The organism is Ferrimonas sp. SCSIO 43195 (assembly GCF_023716685.1).
GTDB classification, from domain to species: Bacteria; Pseudomonadota; Gammaproteobacteria; order Enterobacterales; family Shewanellaceae; genus Ferrimonas; species Ferrimonas kyonanensis.
The window spans coordinates 2,887,223-2,903,228 of record NZ_CP072679.1; the positions used below are offsets into that span (position 1 = coordinate 2,887,223).

Below are 16,006 nucleotides of genomic sequence, written 5' to 3' on the forward strand. Positions count from 1 at the left end.
GCGCCGTAATAAAGGTAGAGACTCATGAATCATTTTAACCTGCCCAAGATCGATCTACATTGCCACCTGGACGGCAGCGTTCGTCCCCGCACCATTATCGAGCTTGCCCAACAGCAGGGACTGTCGCTGCCCAGTGACAATGTCGATGACATTCGCGCCTTAATGGTCGCCCCGCCGACCTGCCCCAACCTGGATGAGTACCTGAAACGGTTTGAATTGCCGTTGTCGGTGATGCAGACCGAAGCCGCCATTAAACGGATCTCCTTTGAGCTGTTTGAAGACGCCGCCCTGGAAAACGTCAAGTACCTGGAAGTGCGTTTCGGCCCGCTGCTGCACCTGCAACAGGGCCTGACCCTGGATCAGGTCATCGGCAGCGCCGTGGCCGGGATGAGAGAAGCGGAGCGTCAGTACGACATTCGCGGCAACTACATCCTGTCGATCCTGCGCACCATGGCCAAAGATCGCATCGATGACGTCATCGACGCCGGTGCCCGCTACCTGAACCGGGGCGTAGTCGCCTTTGATCTGGCCGGCAGCGAACTGCCGGGCTTCAGTCAGGAGTTCATCGCCTATGCCGATTACGCCCGCCAACAGGGCTATCGGGTCACCATTCACGCCGGTGAACAGGGCAGCGGTCAGAACGTGTTTGATGCGGTAACCCTGCTGGGTGCCGAGCGCATCGGCCACGGCATTCACATCAAGGGCCACCCTCAGGCGTATCAGCTGGTGAAAGCCCAGTCGGTGGCACTGGAAACCTGCCCCAGCAGCAACATACAGACCAAGGCGGTGGACGATCTGGCCAGCCACCCGGTCAAAGCCTTCCATAAGGACGGCGTACTGATCACCATCAACACCGACAACCGCACCGTGTCCGACACCACCATGACCGATGAGGTGCGCAAGGTGGTGGAGGAGTTTGACCTCAGCGAGGAAGAGTATTTCGAGATCTACCGGGTCAGCGTCGACAACGCCTTTGCCAGCGATGAGGTGAAGGCCCGTTTGCTGAGGTACCTGCCCTAACGGCTTGGCGGCAGTGCACCGGCCTCGGCGCCGCGGTTACGACTGGGGCTGGGGCAGGTGCAAACGCTGGCTGGCGAAACCGGCGCCGCCGCGCACCGGGCCGTAGGCCTCTCCCGTCAGCTTGGCCTCGATCATGCTGAAACCGCCGTAGGTCACCACTTCCACCTGCATGATCACCGAGCTGCGGCTGGGCAGCCACACCTGCAGCTCCCACACCGGCACCACCGACAACCTCTGGGTCATGGGCGCCAGCTCAAACTCGTCGCACACCAACTGGGCCTGTTCGGCCAACTCGGCCATCAGGGTGCCAATCTGCGGGTGACGCATCAGTGCGTTGGTGAGGTTGGACTCAAACGCGTCCGGAAACCGCTCAATCTCTTCCAGAGTTCGATAGGCAAACTCCGAGTCGACGGTAAAGCTGTCCCCCAGCTTCCAGGCCACCTGCCGCGACAACGATACGTAATCCACAAAGCTCTGCTGCTGCGAGGCTGCGGGCGCCACCACTGCCACCTTGTCCGATGCACCTGCGGGGCAAGCCAGCACACTCAGGCTCGCCTTGGCCACATTCAATACCGCAAACTGGGACGACGCCTCCAGGCACAGGGGACGCACCAGATCCTGAACCTGCTGCGCCTGGCAATGGTGGCAATTAAGCAGCAGACGCTCCACCGCCTGCGCACTGCTACCGAGCAGCAGACACATCACCATCGCCCATCTCATTACCGTCCCTCCCCGGTCGCCGCCGGAAATCACGCTACCTCTGCCGCTGGCAACCGTGTTGAACAACAGCGATACAAAGGCAAATAAATCAAAGAGTCCGGACATTATCACAAGAGAGTTTTGGTGCAATGTTGTGACAACAGGAATGCTAAGGCTGCCGCAAAAATCACCACCATCCATGGCCACTCCAAGCAATCTCGAACCGACAATCAGCCTCGACGACGCTTCGTAAAGTAAAGTTGCCAGTAGCGGCGCTTATGTAGGCTGGCGAATTCATCGGTTTGCGACACCGAGGTTACATCCCTTTAGCCCGACCGTGGTATTATTCGTAACTTATTGTAAACATTAACATTGTTTCTTTTTTCGCCACAATGCGAAAAAGTTCCAACAAAGAGAAGTAGTTATGTGGAACAGACTGAACAAGTCAATGATGGTTTGCCAGATGATGTTTGGCTTGTCGTTCTATGGCGTGATGATTGTCCTGACCCGGTTCTTCCTCGAAGACCTGAGTTACTCCGAAGCCGATACCATGATGGTGGTCGGCGCCTTTTCCGCCATCGGTCCGCTGTTTGCCATCGCCGGAGGCTTTATTACCGATAAGTTTCTCGGTGCCTATCGCTCACTGACGCTGTCTTACAGCTGTTTCGCCGCCGGCTACGGCATGCTGGTCGTGGGTGCTTCCATGAGCAATGTGCCCATCAGCCTGGCGGGCATCGCCCTGGCCAGTTACGCCCGAGGCCTGATGTTCCCCGCCTACTCACCGCTGTTCAAGCGCACCTTCAACAACGAAGAGGACTTTGAAAACGGCTACGCGGTCAACTACTCGGTCAACAACATCGGCGCCTTCATCGGCCAGTATATGTTCCCGCTGATTGTGCTGGTGATCGGCTTCAACGGCAGCTTCCTGCTGTCCGCCTCCATGGCGCTGCTGGCATTCCTGTTGCTGCTGGCTACCCGCAAACCCTTGCTGGACGTCAGCCAACCCATCGACCAGCAACCGGTGAGCGCCAAAAACTGGGGCCTGTTTGCGGTGATTTCGGTGTCGATGATCGCCCTGGTGTTCTTCATGTTTTCCAACATGGAGATTGGCAAAAACATCGTCTATGCCATCGGCTTGGGGGCCATCGGCTATTTCATCGCCTTGATGCTTAAAGCCGAAAAGCGCGACTCACTGAAGATGGGCACCATCCTGATCATGGTGGGCCTGACCATCGCCTTCTTCGTCTACTACGGCCAGATGATGACCTCCATGACCCTGGTGACCATCAACACCATGCGCGGCGACCTGTTTGGCTTCATTCCGCTGGCGCCGGAAGCGGCCATGGCGATGAACCCCATGTGGTGCATGGTTGGTGGTCCCCTGGTGGCACTGGTGTTCTCGGCACTGGAAAAGCGCAACATCCATTTCACCACCGCCACTAAGGTGGGCTTTGCCTTTATCCTGACCGCCATCGCCTTTGGAATTCTAACCCTGGCGGTGATGACCATCGGCGAAAGCGTGATCATTCGCCCAGAGGTATTCCTGGCCATTCACTTCTTCCAGGCACTGGCCGAAGTGATCGTCGGCTCCATGGTGGTGGCCTTTATCCTATCGGTGGCCCCGAAACAGATTGAGGCCTTCTGCGTCAGCCTGTTCTCCGTCGCCATCGCCCTGTCCGGCATCGTCGGGGCGGTGTTCTCCACCTCCATCGCCCTGGAGAAGGGCCAGGCGATCACCCAGGAGATCGTCAAGACCGTCTACGGTGATTACTTTGGCATGCTGACCATCATGGCGGTAGTACTGGTGGCCGTGGCCTTCAGCGCCTCGCAGCTGATTAAGAAGATGCTGGAAGGCAGCGAGCCTGAGGTTGAACCTGAGCTGCAACAGGCGGAAAGCTGATCCCTCGGCCGGACCCGAACAGTCGGGTCCGGCCTTAGCCTTAACATCCCCCTGACGCCCGCCTGCCGTTCGCCCTGCCTCACCGCGTCACTTCACACCCCAGCTCCAACACACGCCATTTTCGCCATCGTCTCCTAATTCATGCAAAAAAAAGTCCGGCCTGTAACAGGCCGGACCGCATCGGTTCACAGTAGCAAGTCTGATTACACTGCGGCGTCCAGAATCGCCCGGCTCTTAGCCAGATCGATGTCACCACGCTCACCCAGCTTGACCATGCCATGGCGTTCCAACTGCGCCATCAGGGTATCGACCACTTCGGCACCATGACCGTACTCACTGATGCGAGTCTTTACCTGCATGGTTTCGAAGAAGGCGCGGGTGTTGGCAATGGCCGCATCGATGCGGGTCTCTTCGTCGCCGTCGCTCAGGCCCCAGATTCGTTCGGCGTATTGCAGCAGCTTCTCGCGTTTAGGCTGCCGCTGTGCCTGCATCAGGCTCGGCAGCACCACCGCCAGAGTCTGGGCATGATCCAGCCCCAGCACCGCGGTCAGTTCATGACCAATCATATGGGTGGCCCAATCCTGAGGCACGCCTTTGCCAATCAAGGTATTAAGGGCCAGGGTCGCCGCCCACATGATGTTGGCCCGCACGTCGTAGTCTTGCTGCTCCGCCGGTTTACCCACATCCGCCATCGCCTTGGGCCCCTCTTCAATCAGGGTCAGCAACAGCGACTCGGCAAAGCGGTCCTGAATCGGCGAGTTCACCGGGTAGGTCAGGTACTGCTCGATGGTGTGCACAAAGGCATCCACCACCCCATTGGCCACCTGGCGGGCCGGCAGGGTATAGGTGGTGGTAGGATCCAGCACCGAGAACTGGGGGAATACCAGCGGTGAGTTGAACGCCAGCTTGTCTTCACCGCGGGTCACCACCGAGTTGCCATTGGCTTCGGAGCCGGTGGCCGGCAGGGTCAAAATGGTAGCCAGAGGCAACGCCTCGGTGACAGGCACCTGCTTGGCCAGGATGTCCCAGGGATCCTGCCCCTGATATTTCGCCGCCGCGGCCACGAATTTGGTGCCATCGGCCACCGAGCCGCCGCCCACCGCCAGCAGGAAGTCCACCTGCTGCGCTTTAACCACCTTCACCGCCGCCATCAGCTCATCGTACTTGGGATTGGGAGAGATGCCGCCGTGCTCAACCCAGTCAAACTCTGCCAGAGCATCGCTGACCTGCTGGTAGACACCATTGGCCTTGATGCTGCCCCCGCCGTACAGCACCATCACCTTACTTCCCGCAGGAATGTAGTTGCCGATGTTGGCGATTTCGCCTTCACCAAACAGGATGCGGGTGGGGTTGTGATAATCAAAATTGTTCACGGCAGACTCCTTGTTTTTGTCACCGGGATGATCAGAGAACACAGGCATTGTAGCCTCTGCCTATTGTATGTAAATCATCGTTTTTGCTATAACACTGTAAACCAGAACTGAACAATGCCAGGGTTAATGAAAACCACATCGGACAACATGCGCATCTTTGCCACCGTGGTCACCGAGGGCAGCTTCACCGCCGCCGCCAAAAAGCTGAAGTTATCCAAAGCCGCCGTCAGCCAACAGCTCAAACAGCTGGAGTCGCGGCTGGGGGTCAAACTGATGAACCGCAGCACCCGCAAGCTGAGCCTCACCGAGGCGGGTCAGGACTATTTTCACAGCTGCATTCGGGTTCAGGCAGAGATCCAGGCCGCCGAAGAGCGCCTGGCGGAACTGCAGGGGCAAGCCACCGGCACCCTCAAGGTCACCTGCTCCGCCAACTTTGGCAGCCGTCACATCGTGCCAGCCATCATCGCCTTTAAACGTCGCTACCCCAGCATCGGCATCGAGGTGATGATGAACGACCAGATGCACGAACTGGTGGCCGAGAACATCGATGTCGCCTTTCGTCTGGGCCCCCTGCCCGCCAGCCAACTCGTCGCCCGGCGAGTACTGCATTGCCCCTATCTGTTGTGCGCCAGCCCGGAATATTTTCAGCGCCACCGGCCGCCCGTCGCCATTGAAGATCTATCGGGACACAACTGGATCATTCATCAACTGGCCCGCCATCCCAACCGCATCAACGTCGGCATCGACGGTAAACTGGTTGAGGTAACGGTGGACGGCGACGTGATCACCGACAACTCGCTGGCGCGAAGGCAGTTTATTCTGGAAGGATTGGGAATCGCCCGGGTTGCCGAGGTGGACGTGCGTGACGACCTGGCCGCCGGCACCCTGGTTCAGGTGATGGGCGACCATGACTTCGGCTCCATGGATCTCTACGGTGTCTATACCGATCGCCAGCTGATGACCCACAAGCTGCGATTGTTTCTGGATTTTGTCCAGCAGTGGTTTAATCCAGACACTGGCGAATAAAGCGCGCACTCTGGGCCAGCGCCTGCTCCCCTTCCGGTAGCCGGTGCAGCAACGGAAACACATGGGGCATGCCCTGCCAGATGTCGAGGTTCACCTTCACTCCCGACGCCTGCATCTTGGCGCTGATCTGGCGGGCATCCTCCAGCAGCACCTCTTCGGTTCCCACCACCACCATCATCGGCGGCAAGTCATGGTGGCGACCATGATAGGGCGAGGTGATGGGATCCAGAGCCAGTTCAGGCCGGGTCAGGGCGCACTCCTTCATGATGGTTAAAAACGTCGCCGACAACATCGGGTCCCGGTCCAGATTGGCCAGTACCGCTTCCGCCGACAGCGCCAGGTTGGTGCTGGGTGAGAACAAAATACCGCCGGCGGGACTGGGCAACTCACTGTCGCGAATACGCATCAGGGTCGACAGCGCCAGGTTGCCGCCGGCAGAGTCACCGGCAATCACCACCTTGTCGGCATCAAAGCCCAAATCCAATACCCGCTCATAGGCGGCAAAACAGTCGTCGTGAGCGGTCGGCAGCGGGTGTTCCGGCGCCAGGCGGTAATCCACCATCACGCCACGAACCTTGGCCTGTTTGCACAGTTTCGCCAGCATGGCGGTGTGCATGTTGGGGGTCTTGATGCAAAATCCGCCGCCGTGAAAATAGAGAATGATTCGATCTTCTCTACCGCCATCCGGCGTCAACCAGTTGCAACTGAGACCCTTCACCAACTCGGCCCGTTGCGTCACTCCGGACGGCATCGGCGCCATCATGCCTATGTTGTCAAAACTGGCGGCAATATCGCGGATTCGGTGCACGTCGCCAACGCGCTGCATCCGGCGTTTGAACCCATGTTTAAGCACCCGGTTAAACACTCGGCTTTGCCAGCTTGGCTGAGCATTGACCACACTGTGGGCGAAATCATCCTGACTCATCAACGTACTCCGGAGGGTTGCCTGGATTCCAGAATAACGCCTTCTTGATTCGGGTGTAAACTGACCCTTTTGTTTACCAGGTGAGGTAAGTATCTGTCGAACATACTGGTCTTAGGCTGAGTCAGCGCTGCTAGCTCCAACTCATCCAGGGCCCTTTGCATATCGCTGGCCAACAGGCCGATGTCTGGCAGCACCTTGCGACACCCCAAAAGGCCCAGGCACACCTTACCGTTATAGGTATAGGCAGAGATGTTGAGGCATTGGCCCGGCGGCAACGCCGACATCGGCGCAACCTGCACCACCTCGGCCCCCATCAGGTAGCGGGTTTGCTCCAGACCAGGGACGGTGGAGATCACCAAGTTGGAGGACGCCGGCCATTTCGACTCCAGACCATACTTAGCGGCAATCATCGACACCGCCTGAATCAGCACCCCGTATTTCTCATACAATGAAGGCGAAAATTCGCGAATCTCATTTTTGGTATCCCTGGCGGCCGACTGAATTCGCCTCAGGCGTGGTAGCGGCAACAGTTCCGGTGGCTGCAGCTCCACCAGGCCGGGGACAAACTGGTTGTTGCTGATCATGTCTCCGGGCTGGCGCACATTCATCGGCATCAAGACCACCAGAGGCTTGTCCGGCAAGCTGTGATTGCGTTTCAGGTAGCGCTGCAGCGCCATGTCACCGCAGGTAAGAATGATGTCATTGAAACTGGCGCCGGTGAGTTTACCAATGGCTTTAACCCGCGCCAGCGACCACTGCTGCGTCGCAAAACTGCGGCCCGAAGCCGGCGTGGTATTGAGTATACTCCTGGGCGCCGTCAGCGGCGTCTTGGCACCGGATGGGACCAGCCCCAGGGCGCCGCCAACGACTCTGGCCCCCAGTCGTATCGCCTGGGGCAGCATCCGCGCTTGAGTCAGGGTGTTATCCAGTGACTCCAGTGCGCTTTTCAGCCGTCCCGAAGCGGGAACGTCCGGCCGTGGCGCATACACTTGATGCTGCCAGATCGGCACCCAGTCACTGTGGTCCGGCGAGCGTGTCAGCATGTTTTGGGCATAGCCATTGATGCGGGCACCATCGAACAGGGCATGATGCAGTTTCAGATACAGCACCACGGTGCCATCACTCATGCCATCGATGACGTACAACTCCCACAGTGGCCGAGTGCGGTCCAGGGGCTGAGACTGAATCCGGCAGATCAGCTCATTGAGCTGTGCCTGACGGCCGGGCGCGGGCACCGCCGCAAATCGAAGGTGATAGCCCAGATCCACGGCCACCTCCTGCCAGCGATGCTTGCCGGTGAGGCTAAAACGGGGGCGCCAGTTGAAGGGAGCCACCACATCCGTTTTTCCTTGCAGCTTCCGGTACAGGGTCAGCGCAAAGCCCTCCCGGTGCTCGGCATCCGGCTGCAACACCAGTAAAGGCGTAACGTGCATAGGGGTTTGCGCAGACTCGACGAAAAAGAACATCGAGTCCATGAAATTCATTGTCTGCATTGGCAACGGGTCCCTGTTCTGAATGATGGCGACACTTGGTTATTTTTTACCCAACCCTATTGAAGCTAGCAGAGGGTTTTAACCTAAGCAATTGAGCAGGCTATCATTTAGGCGGAATTTCTGGTCAGTATAAAAACCAGGCTGACAGTGCATAAAATTCATCAATGTCAAAAAAAAACACACAACCGTGAAAATATCAGAATAAAACAACCACTTCCCAACTGAGGTACGGCGGTTTTCCCTTGTACCCACGACCGCATTGGCTTAACGTTTCTGGCACGGATCCCCTATCAAGGAAAGCGTATGGAAGCCGATACTCCCATTCCGCCGCCGTCGTGGCGCCCCATACGACAGATTGACTACCAGCCGGTCTCTCCGGCCTACCTCACCCTGGTCACGCTGACGGCGGTGGCCACGATTTTGCTGCCCAGTGTGGCGTTGTTGACCATGCTGATTTTCAGACAGCAGGCGACGCTGCCATTAATAGGGGCAACCGTGTTGCTGTCGATGTTGCTGATGTTGGCGACGGTGGTGATGCGGCGCCTGAAGGCACAGCGGCTCGGCTATGCCCTGAGGCCGGGCGATGTGGTGGTGCAAAGTGGTCTGATATGGCAACAACGCATCAGCCTGCCACTTAGCCGGCTGCAACATGTCAGCGTCACCCAGGGGCCGCTGGAACGGCGGTTGAATCTGGCCACTCTGAATGGCTACAGCGCCGGATCGCCGCAGGCTGAGATCGTGTTGCCGGGACTGGAGCCGTCGCTGGCCGAACAGCTTCGGCAACAACTGATGGATCACGCAGGCGTCCAGTCCGATGAAAACTGACTCGCTATTGTGGCGGCGCCTCTCCCCCTGGGCCATCGCCGTGTTTTCGACGGCGGGCCTCATCGACAAGCTGAAATTCGGCATCTATGTGATACCGGTGGCCTTTACCGGTGCCATGGATGGGCTTCCCAAAGCCGCCTGGCTGACGGCACTGATGCTGTTGCTGGTCCACACCCTGGCACTCTCCTGGCTAAAGTGGTGGCGCTTTCACTACGCCCTGGACCAAGATCAGCAGCGATTTGAGCTGCGCACCGGCGCACTGTTTAAAACCGAGCAACGAATTCCCTTGGCCCGAATTCAAAATGTCCGCATCGACCAGCCGTTGCCGCTGCGGATCATCGACAAGGTCAACCTGATTATCGAGACCGCCGGCAGTCAAGGCAGTGAAGCCACTCTGTTTGCCATCAGTGGGTCTGAAGCCCAGGCGCTCAAGCTGCAACTGGTGCCGGCGACGCTGTCGCCACCGACCAGTGCGCCGGCGCCGGCTTGCGACGCCCTGAGGCGCACCCCGGCTCAGCTGTTTGCTCATGGCGTCTGTTTCAACAATCTGACCTGGTTAGCCGTGGTGCTCGGCCCAGTGCTGAGTCAGTCGGATTGGCTCATTGATGAACAATGGCTGGCACAAAACCCACAGTGGACGACAGGCACATCGGTGCTGATGCCGGAAACGCCCCTGTCTGTGGCGCTGGTGGCTGCGCTGTTTCTGTTGCTGTGCTATCTGCTGCTGTCGTTGGCCTCCGGGCTGGCCTGCCTGCTCAAATACCATCCCTATCGACTCAGCTTTGGCGACGCCCGCCTGCAACGAACCGGTGGCGTGATTACCAGGCAACAGGATCTGATGCAGACTCATCGCATCCAGTCCCTGCAGCTGCACCAGTCGGGCCTTGCCAGGATGGTCGGTCTGTGGCTACTGACCCTCAAACAGGTACAGGGATCCAGCCACGATGCCAACCACAGTAACGCCATGCATCTGCCGGCCCTGAGCGAAACCGAGACTCAGACAAGCCTGACGCGCATCGACCGTCGTTTTCGACTGCCCGAGCAATGGACGGCCATCAACCGGTTCTGGCTGTGGCGGCGTATCGGCTGGAGCAGCCTGGCGCTGCTGACGTTGACCGCACTGGTGGCCGCCATTACCGATCTGAGTGCCCTTCAGTGGGTGCTGCTTCTGGTGGGACTGTGGCCGGCCGTGGCGATGGCTTGCTGGTTGCGCTGGCGCCACTGGGGCTATGCCAGTGATGCCTGCGGACTGTGGATTCGCCATGGACTACTCGGACAGAGCCTGACGCTGCTGCCCTGGTCAAAGTGGCAAAGTGTCGCTACGGTGCAAACGCCGGCAATGACATCGCGCCAGCTAATGACCCTGAAGCTATCGCTGGCCAGCGGTCGCTATCTCCTCCCCTGCCTGAACCTCGAGCAGGCGGAGGCGCTGATGCAACAGGGGTTGAATCAGGTGCGGGGAGACCGACGCCCCTGGTTATAACCGGCTCGGCCTTCAGTAGGACAAAAAAAGGCCCGGCAACGCCGGGCCTAACTCATTCTCATCGGCCTGCCACCTAGGCATTGACCGCCCGTGGAAACGGCACCACGTTGTCGGCCTGTTGAAGCAACCTTTTACAGCGAGTATGGATCAAGGCGATGTTGGCCAGGGCCATGTCCAAACCATGCTGATCCGCATCGGACAGACCTGGGTGGTCACAGCAATTGCCGATCAGCTCCACACTGGCGGTAATGGCACCACTCAGTTGGTTCAGCTGATTGGCGCTTTTCGACATCACCAGTTCCATGGCACGGTTTTCACATTCATACAGACACGCCTGCAACTGAGAGTGGCGCTTCAGGCGTTGAGTCTCTTTGGGCAGTGTCATCACTATCGCAGCAGCTTGCTTAATCAGTTGACGGGCAAATAAGCCAAATTGTGCCATTTCGGTCTGTCGCATCTGAACCTCGTTTCTGGGTCCGGCCAGATCTCCTTATCTCAGCAGCGGAATCGGTTGGTCAATTTCAATGGTGAAAAAATAGACCATCACTCTCAGACCAGGCGTGATCCAATTCACTGTTTTGATCATTGATGAACAAAATCTATGCCAATACCCCTAGAACAATCAGGGAGATCGATCATAATGCGTAACATGCAATCACAATTGATAACATCTCATCAAGGGATGAGCGACTTCCTTTACTGATGAAATCCGGTATAACTGACTCTGAGGCTTGAAGCTGGCAGGAGGCGCAAATGGAGTGGCGTGTATTGACCGCCTTGGCGGTGCTGATGATTGGCAATGGCTACTGGGCTTTTCGTTACTATCAGACACAGCACAATAAAAACATCGATGGCCGTCAACGGATCAGCGAACTGGAAAATCTGCAGGACCACTGGTTGCAGTTTTCAACCGTGGCGATCCTGCTGATCATGCTGCTGGCCCCATTGGCCAGGCAGGCATTGCTGTCGGGCTAACCGCGGCTGATGGTGATGTCTGAGATAAAGCCCTTTTCGCAAGCCGCCAGCCCCTGAATCACCATAGCAGCGGCATCGTCGGCCGACATAAACACACTGGCATCCAGATAATCCCGACTGTCGTCGTGTTGCCAGAAACCGGTATCCATGCCACCTGGGTAGATCCCCACCAGGCGCAGCGGGCTGGCTTTCAACTCCGCCCGCAACGACTCCAGCATGCCGCGAACCGCCCACTTGGCGCCGCAATAGGCCACCTCATTGGCTTTGGCTTTCAAGGCCGCCGTCGACATCACCACGCCCACCTGCATCGGGGTCTCCCGGTAACGGCTGACCACCTGCTGTAACAGCAGTGCCGCCGTCAATACATTGTTGTCCAGCAACTGCCGAATCTGCGCCTCGCGGTGCTGCTCAAACGCACCAAACAAGCCACTGCCAGCGCAATGCAGCACCGAAGTCGGTGGCGTCGACAAGGAATCAAACAAGGCTGCCACCTGTGACTCACAGGTCAGATCCACGCTGTGCCACTGAGACTTGCCTGGCAACGACTCACTCAGCCGCGCCAGTCGCTGCGAACTGCGCCCCACCAGGCACACCTCGTTGCCCGCCGCCGAATACTGCTTCGCCAACGCGGCACCCAGGCCGCTGCTGGCACCGGTAATGACAATCATGGCTTCCCCTTTGTTAATTCAGTGCCGGAAACAACGTCTTCAGCCCGGCAGCGATCACCTCGATGCCGATGGACATCATCAACAGGCCCATAATACGGGTGATCACGTTAATGCCGGTTTTTCCCAGTACTCGGAAAATCACCGGCGCCGTCCTGAACACCAACCAGCTGAGAACCCCAAACGCCAGGATACACACCGCCATACCGATCATCGACTGCACGTCCCGGTGCTGTGACGCAAACACAATCACCGAACTGATGGCGCCTGGGCCGGCCATCAAAGGCAACGCCAACGGCACCACGGCAACCGACTCTTTGGCCGCCGCCTCCCGGTCTTCCTCTTTGTTGTGTTTTACCTCACCCAGCTTACCCTGCAACATCGACATGGCAATGAAGGTGATCAACACCCCACCGGCGATTCGAAATGCTGGAATCGAGATGCTGAACAGATTCAGAATCAACTGACCGGCCACCAGCGTAATGAGTAGAATGACCACCACCGACAGATTGGCCACCTTGGCAGTAGCCAGTCGCTCCTGTTCGCTTTGATGACTGGTCAAAGATACGAATACAGGCAACAGGCCAATGGGGTTAATGATGGCCACCAATCCCAGGAAAAATTGCAGCAGTAAGTAGAAGTCCACTCTGGTTCTAAGCCTCTAACAGGAGGGTAATTATCAAGGGGCATACTGTAGTGAAATTGCCCGGCTCGGAAAAGTGAAATTTTCCACTCCGCCATCGATGTTTCAATTAGTTTTACTAATCTGATTCGTCATTAAACTACATCTCTCTTGCCTCAAACGTGAGGCAGTTAACAGTATGTAACCGCATTAAGTGTAATTTTATTACACGTGGGGAGAACACTTTTCCTGACTCCGGTTTCCACTCCTATACTGAAGCCGCATTCAGAGGAAAGTGTTTTTAAAATTTGAGGATAGTTTAGATGGCTGATATGCACATTGCCGAACTTGATGCCCTGGTGGCTCGAGTCAAAAAGGCGCAGCAAGAATTTGCCAGCTTTAGTCAGGAACAGGTCGATGCCATTTTCCGGGCGGCGGCACTGGCGGCTGCCAATGCCCGCATCCCTCTGGCCCGTCAGGCGGTTGAAGAAACCGGCATGGGGGTGCTGGAAGACAAGGTAATCAAAAACCACTTCGCTTCCGAGTACATCTACAACAAATACAAGGATGAACTGACCTGCGGCATTCTCGAAGAGGATGAGACCGGCGGCACCATCACCATCGCCGAACCCGTGGGCATCATCTGTGGCATTGTCCCCACCACCAACCCGACCTCGACCGCCATTTTCAAGGCGCTGATCAGCCTCAAGACCCGTAACGGCATCATCTTTTCGCCCCACCCTCGGGCCAAAACCGCCACCAACGCGGCCGCCAAACTGGTACTCGATGCCGCCGTGGCCGCCGGCGCTCCTAAAGAGATCATCGGCTGGATCGAAACACCGTCGGTGGCGTTGTCCAACCATCTGATGACCCATAACGACATCAACCTGATTCTGGCCACCGGCGGTCCCGGCATGGTCAAAGCCGCCTACAGCTCCGGTAAACCCGCCATCGGCGTTGGCGCCGGCAACACCCCAGTGGTGGTGGACGAGACTGCCGACATCAAACGGGCGGTCAGTTCCATCCTGCTATCGAAAACCTTCGACAACGGCGTGGTGTGTGCCTCGGAGCAATCGGTCATCGTCGTCGACAGCATCTACGAAGAGATGCGCGAGCGCTTTGCCAGCCACGGCGGCTACCTGCTCAACAAGTCGGAAACCGGCAAGGTTCGCAAAGTACTGCTGACCGATGGCAACCTCAACGCCGACATTGTCGGCCAGCCTGCGGCCAAGATCGCCGAAATGGCCGGCGTCAAGGTACCATCCTGGACCAAGGTCCTGATTGGTGAAGTCAGCAAAACCACGGTGGACGAGCCCTTTGCCCATGAGAAGTTGTCACCGACTCTGGCCATGTACCGAGCCGAGAGCTTTGAAGACGCGGTACAAAAAGCGGAAGCACTGGTGGCCCTGGGAGGCATCGGGCACACCTCGGCGCTCTATACCGACCAGGATCTGCAGACCGACCGCATTCGCCTGTTTGGCCAGCGGATGAAAACCGCCCGCATCCTGATCAACACCCCGGCGTCTCAGGGGGGCATCGGCGATCTGTACAACTTCAAGCTGGCGCCATCGCTGACGCTGGGGTGCGGCTCCTGGGGCGGCAACTCCATCTCGGAAAACGTCGGCCCTCAGCACCTGATCAACAAGAAAACCGTAGCCAAGCGAGCCGAAAATATGTTGTGGCACAAACTGCCGAAATCGATCTATTTCCGCCGCGGCGCGTTGTCGGTGGCACTGGAAGAGTTGTCCGACCGCAAGCGCGCCTGCATCGTGACCGACAAGTTCCTGTTCAATAATGGCTATTGCGACGAAACCATTCGTATCCTCAAGGCCCAGGGCCTGGAAGTCGAGGTGTTCTACGAGGTGGAAGCAGACCCAACTCTGGACGTGGTCAAGCGGGGCGCGCAGATGCTGCAGAGCTTCAAGCCCGACGTGATCCTGGCCCTGGGCGGCGGCTCGCCCATGGACGCCGCCAAGATCATGTGGGTGATGTACGAACACCCCGAAGTGGACTTTGCCGATCTGGCCCTGCGATTCATGGACATTCGCAAACGCATCTACCGCTTCCCGAAAATGGGCACCAAGGCGGAGTTGATTGCCATTCCGACCACCTCAGGCACCGGCTCGGAAGTGACCCCGTTTGCGGTGGTGACCGACGAGAAAACCGGCACCAAGTATCCGATTGCCGACTACGAGCTGACCCCCAACATGGCCATCGTAGATGCCAACCTGGTGATGAACATGCCCAAATCGCTGACCGCCTTTGGTGGCATCGATGCCGTCACTCACGCCCTGGAGGCCTTCGTCTCCGTCATGGCCAACGAGTACTCCGACGGCCAGGCACTGCAGGCGCTGGATCTGCTGTTTAAGCACCTGCCGGACAGCTACCTCGGTGGCGCCGAAGCCCCCAAGGCCAAAGAGAAGGTTCACAATGCGGCCACCATTGCCGGCATCGCCTTTGCCAACGCCTTCCTGGGGATCTGCCACTCCATGGCCCACAAAATCGGCGCCGAATTCCACCTGCCTCACGGCCTGGCCAACGCCCTGTTGATCACCAACGTGATGCGCTTCAACGGCACCGACCTGCCCACCAAGCAAACCGCGTTCAGCCAATATGACCGGCCTCAGGCATTGTGCCGCTACGCCGCCATCGCCGATCACCTGCGCCTGGGTGGCAACAGCGACGAGGAGAAGCTGGAGCGGCTGATCACCAAGGTCGAAGAGCTGAAGCGAGTGCTGGAGATTCCGGCCTCCATTCAGGCGGCGGGCGTCAACGAAGCCGAATTCCTGGCCAAACTGGATGAAGTGGCCGAAGAAGCCTTCGACGATCAATGCACCGGCGCCAACCCACGCTACCCACTGATCAAAGAGCTCAAGCAACTGCTGCTGGACAGCTACTACGGCCGTCCTTATCAGGATCAGCACAGCTAAAACCCAGCTACAGCAACAAGGCCGCTTCGGCGGCCTTTTTTTGTCTGAATTTTCGCTCTAAACAAAGGTT

Annotated in this window: 14 protein-coding genes; 7 read left to right on the forward strand and 7 right to left on the reverse strand. The window is 57.9% G+C overall.

Annotation, left to right across the window (positions count from 1 at the left end; translation table 11 throughout):
• Positions 1 to 24: 24 nt before the first annotated feature.
• Positions 25 to 1,020, forward strand: coding sequence for an adenosine deaminase (gene add, locus J8Z22_RS13440; RefSeq protein ID WP_252006764.1), 996 nt, complete (start codon positions 25 to 27; stop codon positions 1,018 to 1,020).
• Positions 1,021 to 1,056: 36 nt separating this feature from the next.
• Here the strand turns inward: add and J8Z22_RS13445 are convergent, their stop codons facing one another.
• Complete coding sequence (locus J8Z22_RS13445) at positions 1,057 to 1,740, reverse strand: hypothetical protein (protein WP_252006765.1); 684 nt, start codon at positions 1,738 to 1,740, stop codon at positions 1,057 to 1,059.
• A gap of 403 nt (positions 1,741 to 2,143) precedes the next feature.
• On the opposite strand from J8Z22_RS13445, the gene J8Z22_RS13450 reads away from it, so the two are divergent.
• Entirely contained in the window at positions 2,144 to 3,619 is a 1,476-nt protein-coding gene (locus tag J8Z22_RS13450) for an MFS transporter (protein WP_028111757.1), read from the forward strand.
• 203 nt (positions 3,620 to 3,822) lie between these two features.
• On the opposite strand, the gene J8Z22_RS13455 is transcribed toward J8Z22_RS13450, so the two are convergent.
• Positions 3,823 to 4,992, reverse strand: coding sequence for an iron-containing alcohol dehydrogenase (locus tag J8Z22_RS13455; protein ID WP_252006766.1), 1,170 nt, complete (start codon positions 4,990 to 4,992; stop codon positions 3,823 to 3,825).
• Between the two features lie 126 nt (positions 4,993 to 5,118).
• Here J8Z22_RS13455 and J8Z22_RS13460 point away from each other — a divergent pair, with 126 nt between their 5' ends.
• On the forward strand, positions 5,119 to 6,018 hold the full coding sequence (locus J8Z22_RS13460) for a LysR family transcriptional regulator (RefSeq protein ID WP_028111755.1): 900 nt from the start codon (positions 5,119 to 5,121) through the stop codon (positions 6,016 to 6,018).
• Here the strand turns inward: J8Z22_RS13460 and J8Z22_RS13465 are convergent.
• Positions 5,996 to 6,943 (reverse strand): alpha/beta hydrolase, encoded by a 948-nt coding sequence (locus J8Z22_RS13465; RefSeq protein ID WP_252006767.1) that lies wholly within the window; start codon positions 6,941 to 6,943, stop codon positions 5,996 to 5,998. The two genes, J8Z22_RS13460 and J8Z22_RS13465, sit on opposite strands and share 23 nt — an antisense overlap.
• A complete protein-coding gene (locus J8Z22_RS13470; protein WP_252006768.1) occupies positions 6,943 to 8,436 on the reverse strand; it encodes a wax ester/triacylglycerol synthase family O-acyltransferase in 1,494 nt (497 codons plus the stop codon). The genes J8Z22_RS13465 and J8Z22_RS13470 overlap by 1 nt, the downstream gene beginning before the upstream one ends.
• Before the next feature lie 303 nt (positions 8,437 to 8,739).
• Here J8Z22_RS13470 and J8Z22_RS13475 point away from each other — a divergent pair, with 303 nt between their 5' ends.
• Together J8Z22_RS13475 and J8Z22_RS13480 are read left to right on the forward strand one after the other, a co-directional pair.
• Positions 8,740 to 9,261: a PH domain-containing protein gene (locus tag J8Z22_RS13475; RefSeq protein ID WP_252006769.1), complete on the forward strand. Its 522-nt coding sequence runs from the start codon at positions 8,740 to 8,742 to the stop codon at positions 9,259 to 9,261.
• On the forward strand, positions 9,251 to 10,744 hold the full coding sequence (locus tag J8Z22_RS13480; RefSeq protein ID WP_252006770.1) for a PH domain-containing protein: 1,494 nt from the start codon (positions 9,251 to 9,253) through the stop codon (positions 10,742 to 10,744). The genes J8Z22_RS13475 and J8Z22_RS13480 overlap by 11 nt, the downstream gene beginning before the upstream one ends.
• 73 nt (positions 10,745 to 10,817) lie before the next feature.
• Here J8Z22_RS13480 and J8Z22_RS13485 read toward each other — a convergent pair whose 3' ends face one another.
• A complete protein-coding gene (locus J8Z22_RS13485; protein WP_028111750.1) occupies positions 10,818 to 11,201 on the reverse strand; it encodes a hypothetical protein in 384 nt (127 codons plus the stop codon).
• Positions 11,202 to 11,497: 296 nt separating this feature from the next.
• On the opposite strand from J8Z22_RS13485, the gene J8Z22_RS13490 reads away from it, so the two are divergent.
• The gene (locus J8Z22_RS13490) at positions 11,498 to 11,719 is read left to right on the forward strand and encodes a hypothetical protein (RefSeq protein ID WP_028111749.1); all 222 of its coding nucleotides are present in this window, start codon (positions 11,498 to 11,500) and stop codon (positions 11,717 to 11,719) included.
• On the opposite strand, the gene J8Z22_RS13495 is transcribed toward J8Z22_RS13490, so the two are convergent.
• Positions 11,716 to 12,387, reverse strand: a complete 672-nt coding sequence (locus J8Z22_RS13495) for an SDR family NAD(P)-dependent oxidoreductase (protein WP_252006771.1) — start codon at positions 12,385 to 12,387, stop codon at positions 11,716 to 11,718. The genes J8Z22_RS13490 and J8Z22_RS13495 overlap by 4 nt on opposite strands.
• 13 nt (positions 12,388 to 12,400) lie before the next feature.
• Complete coding sequence (locus J8Z22_RS13500) at positions 12,401 to 13,030, reverse strand: YchE family NAAT transporter (RefSeq protein WP_028111747.1); 630 nt, start codon at positions 13,028 to 13,030, stop codon at positions 12,401 to 12,403.
• A 299-nt stretch (positions 13,031 to 13,329) separates the two neighbouring features.
• Between J8Z22_RS13500 and adhE the strand changes: the two genes are divergently transcribed.
• On the forward strand, positions 13,330 to 15,936 hold the full coding sequence (gene adhE, locus J8Z22_RS13505) for a bifunctional acetaldehyde-CoA/alcohol dehydrogenase (RefSeq protein ID WP_252006772.1): 2,607 nt from the start codon (positions 13,330 to 13,332) through the stop codon (positions 15,934 to 15,936).
• Positions 15,937 to 16,006: the final 70 nt, after the last annotated feature.

Bases quoted from the DNA above. Each gene is read 5' to 3' on its own strand.
- J8Z22_RS13480 (WP_252006770.1), top strand. From the start codon at position 9,251: ATGAAAACTGACTCGCTATTGTGGCGGCGCCTCTCCCCCTGGGCCATC.
- J8Z22_RS13460 (WP_028111755.1), top strand. From the start codon at position 5,119: ATGAAAACCACATCGGACAACATGCGCATCTTTGCCACCGTGGTCACC.
- J8Z22_RS13475 (WP_252006769.1), top strand. From the start codon at position 8,740: ATGGAAGCCGATACTCCCATTCCGCCGCCGTCGTGGCGCCCCATACGA.
- J8Z22_RS13485 (WP_028111750.1), bottom strand. From the start codon at position 11,201: ATGCGACAGACCGAAATGGCACAATTTGGCTTATTTGCCCGTCAACTG.
- adhE (WP_252006772.1), top strand. From the start codon at position 13,330: ATGGCTGATATGCACATTGCCGAACTTGATGCCCTGGTGGCTCGAGTC.
- J8Z22_RS13490 (WP_028111749.1), top strand. From the start codon at position 11,498: ATGGAGTGGCGTGTATTGACCGCCTTGGCGGTGCTGATGATTGGCAAT.
- J8Z22_RS13465 (WP_252006767.1), bottom strand. From the start codon at position 6,943: ATGAGTCAGGATGATTTCGCCCACAGTGTGGTCAATGCTCAGCCAAGC.
- J8Z22_RS13495 (WP_252006771.1), bottom strand. From the start codon at position 12,387: ATGATTGTCATTACCGGTGCCAGCAGCGGCCTGGGTGCCGCGTTGGCG.
- J8Z22_RS13470 (WP_252006768.1), bottom strand. From the start codon at position 8,436: ATGCAGACAATGAATTTCATGGACTCGATGTTCTTTTTCGTCGAGTCT.
- add (WP_252006764.1), top strand. From the start codon at position 25: ATGAATCATTTTAACCTGCCCAAGATCGATCTACATTGCCACCTGGAC.
- J8Z22_RS13445 (WP_252006765.1), bottom strand. From the start codon at position 1,740: ATGAGATGGGCGATGGTGATGTGTCTGCTGCTCGGTAGCAGTGCGCAG.
- J8Z22_RS13450 (WP_028111757.1), top strand. From the start codon at position 2,144: ATGTGGAACAGACTGAACAAGTCAATGATGGTTTGCCAGATGATGTTT.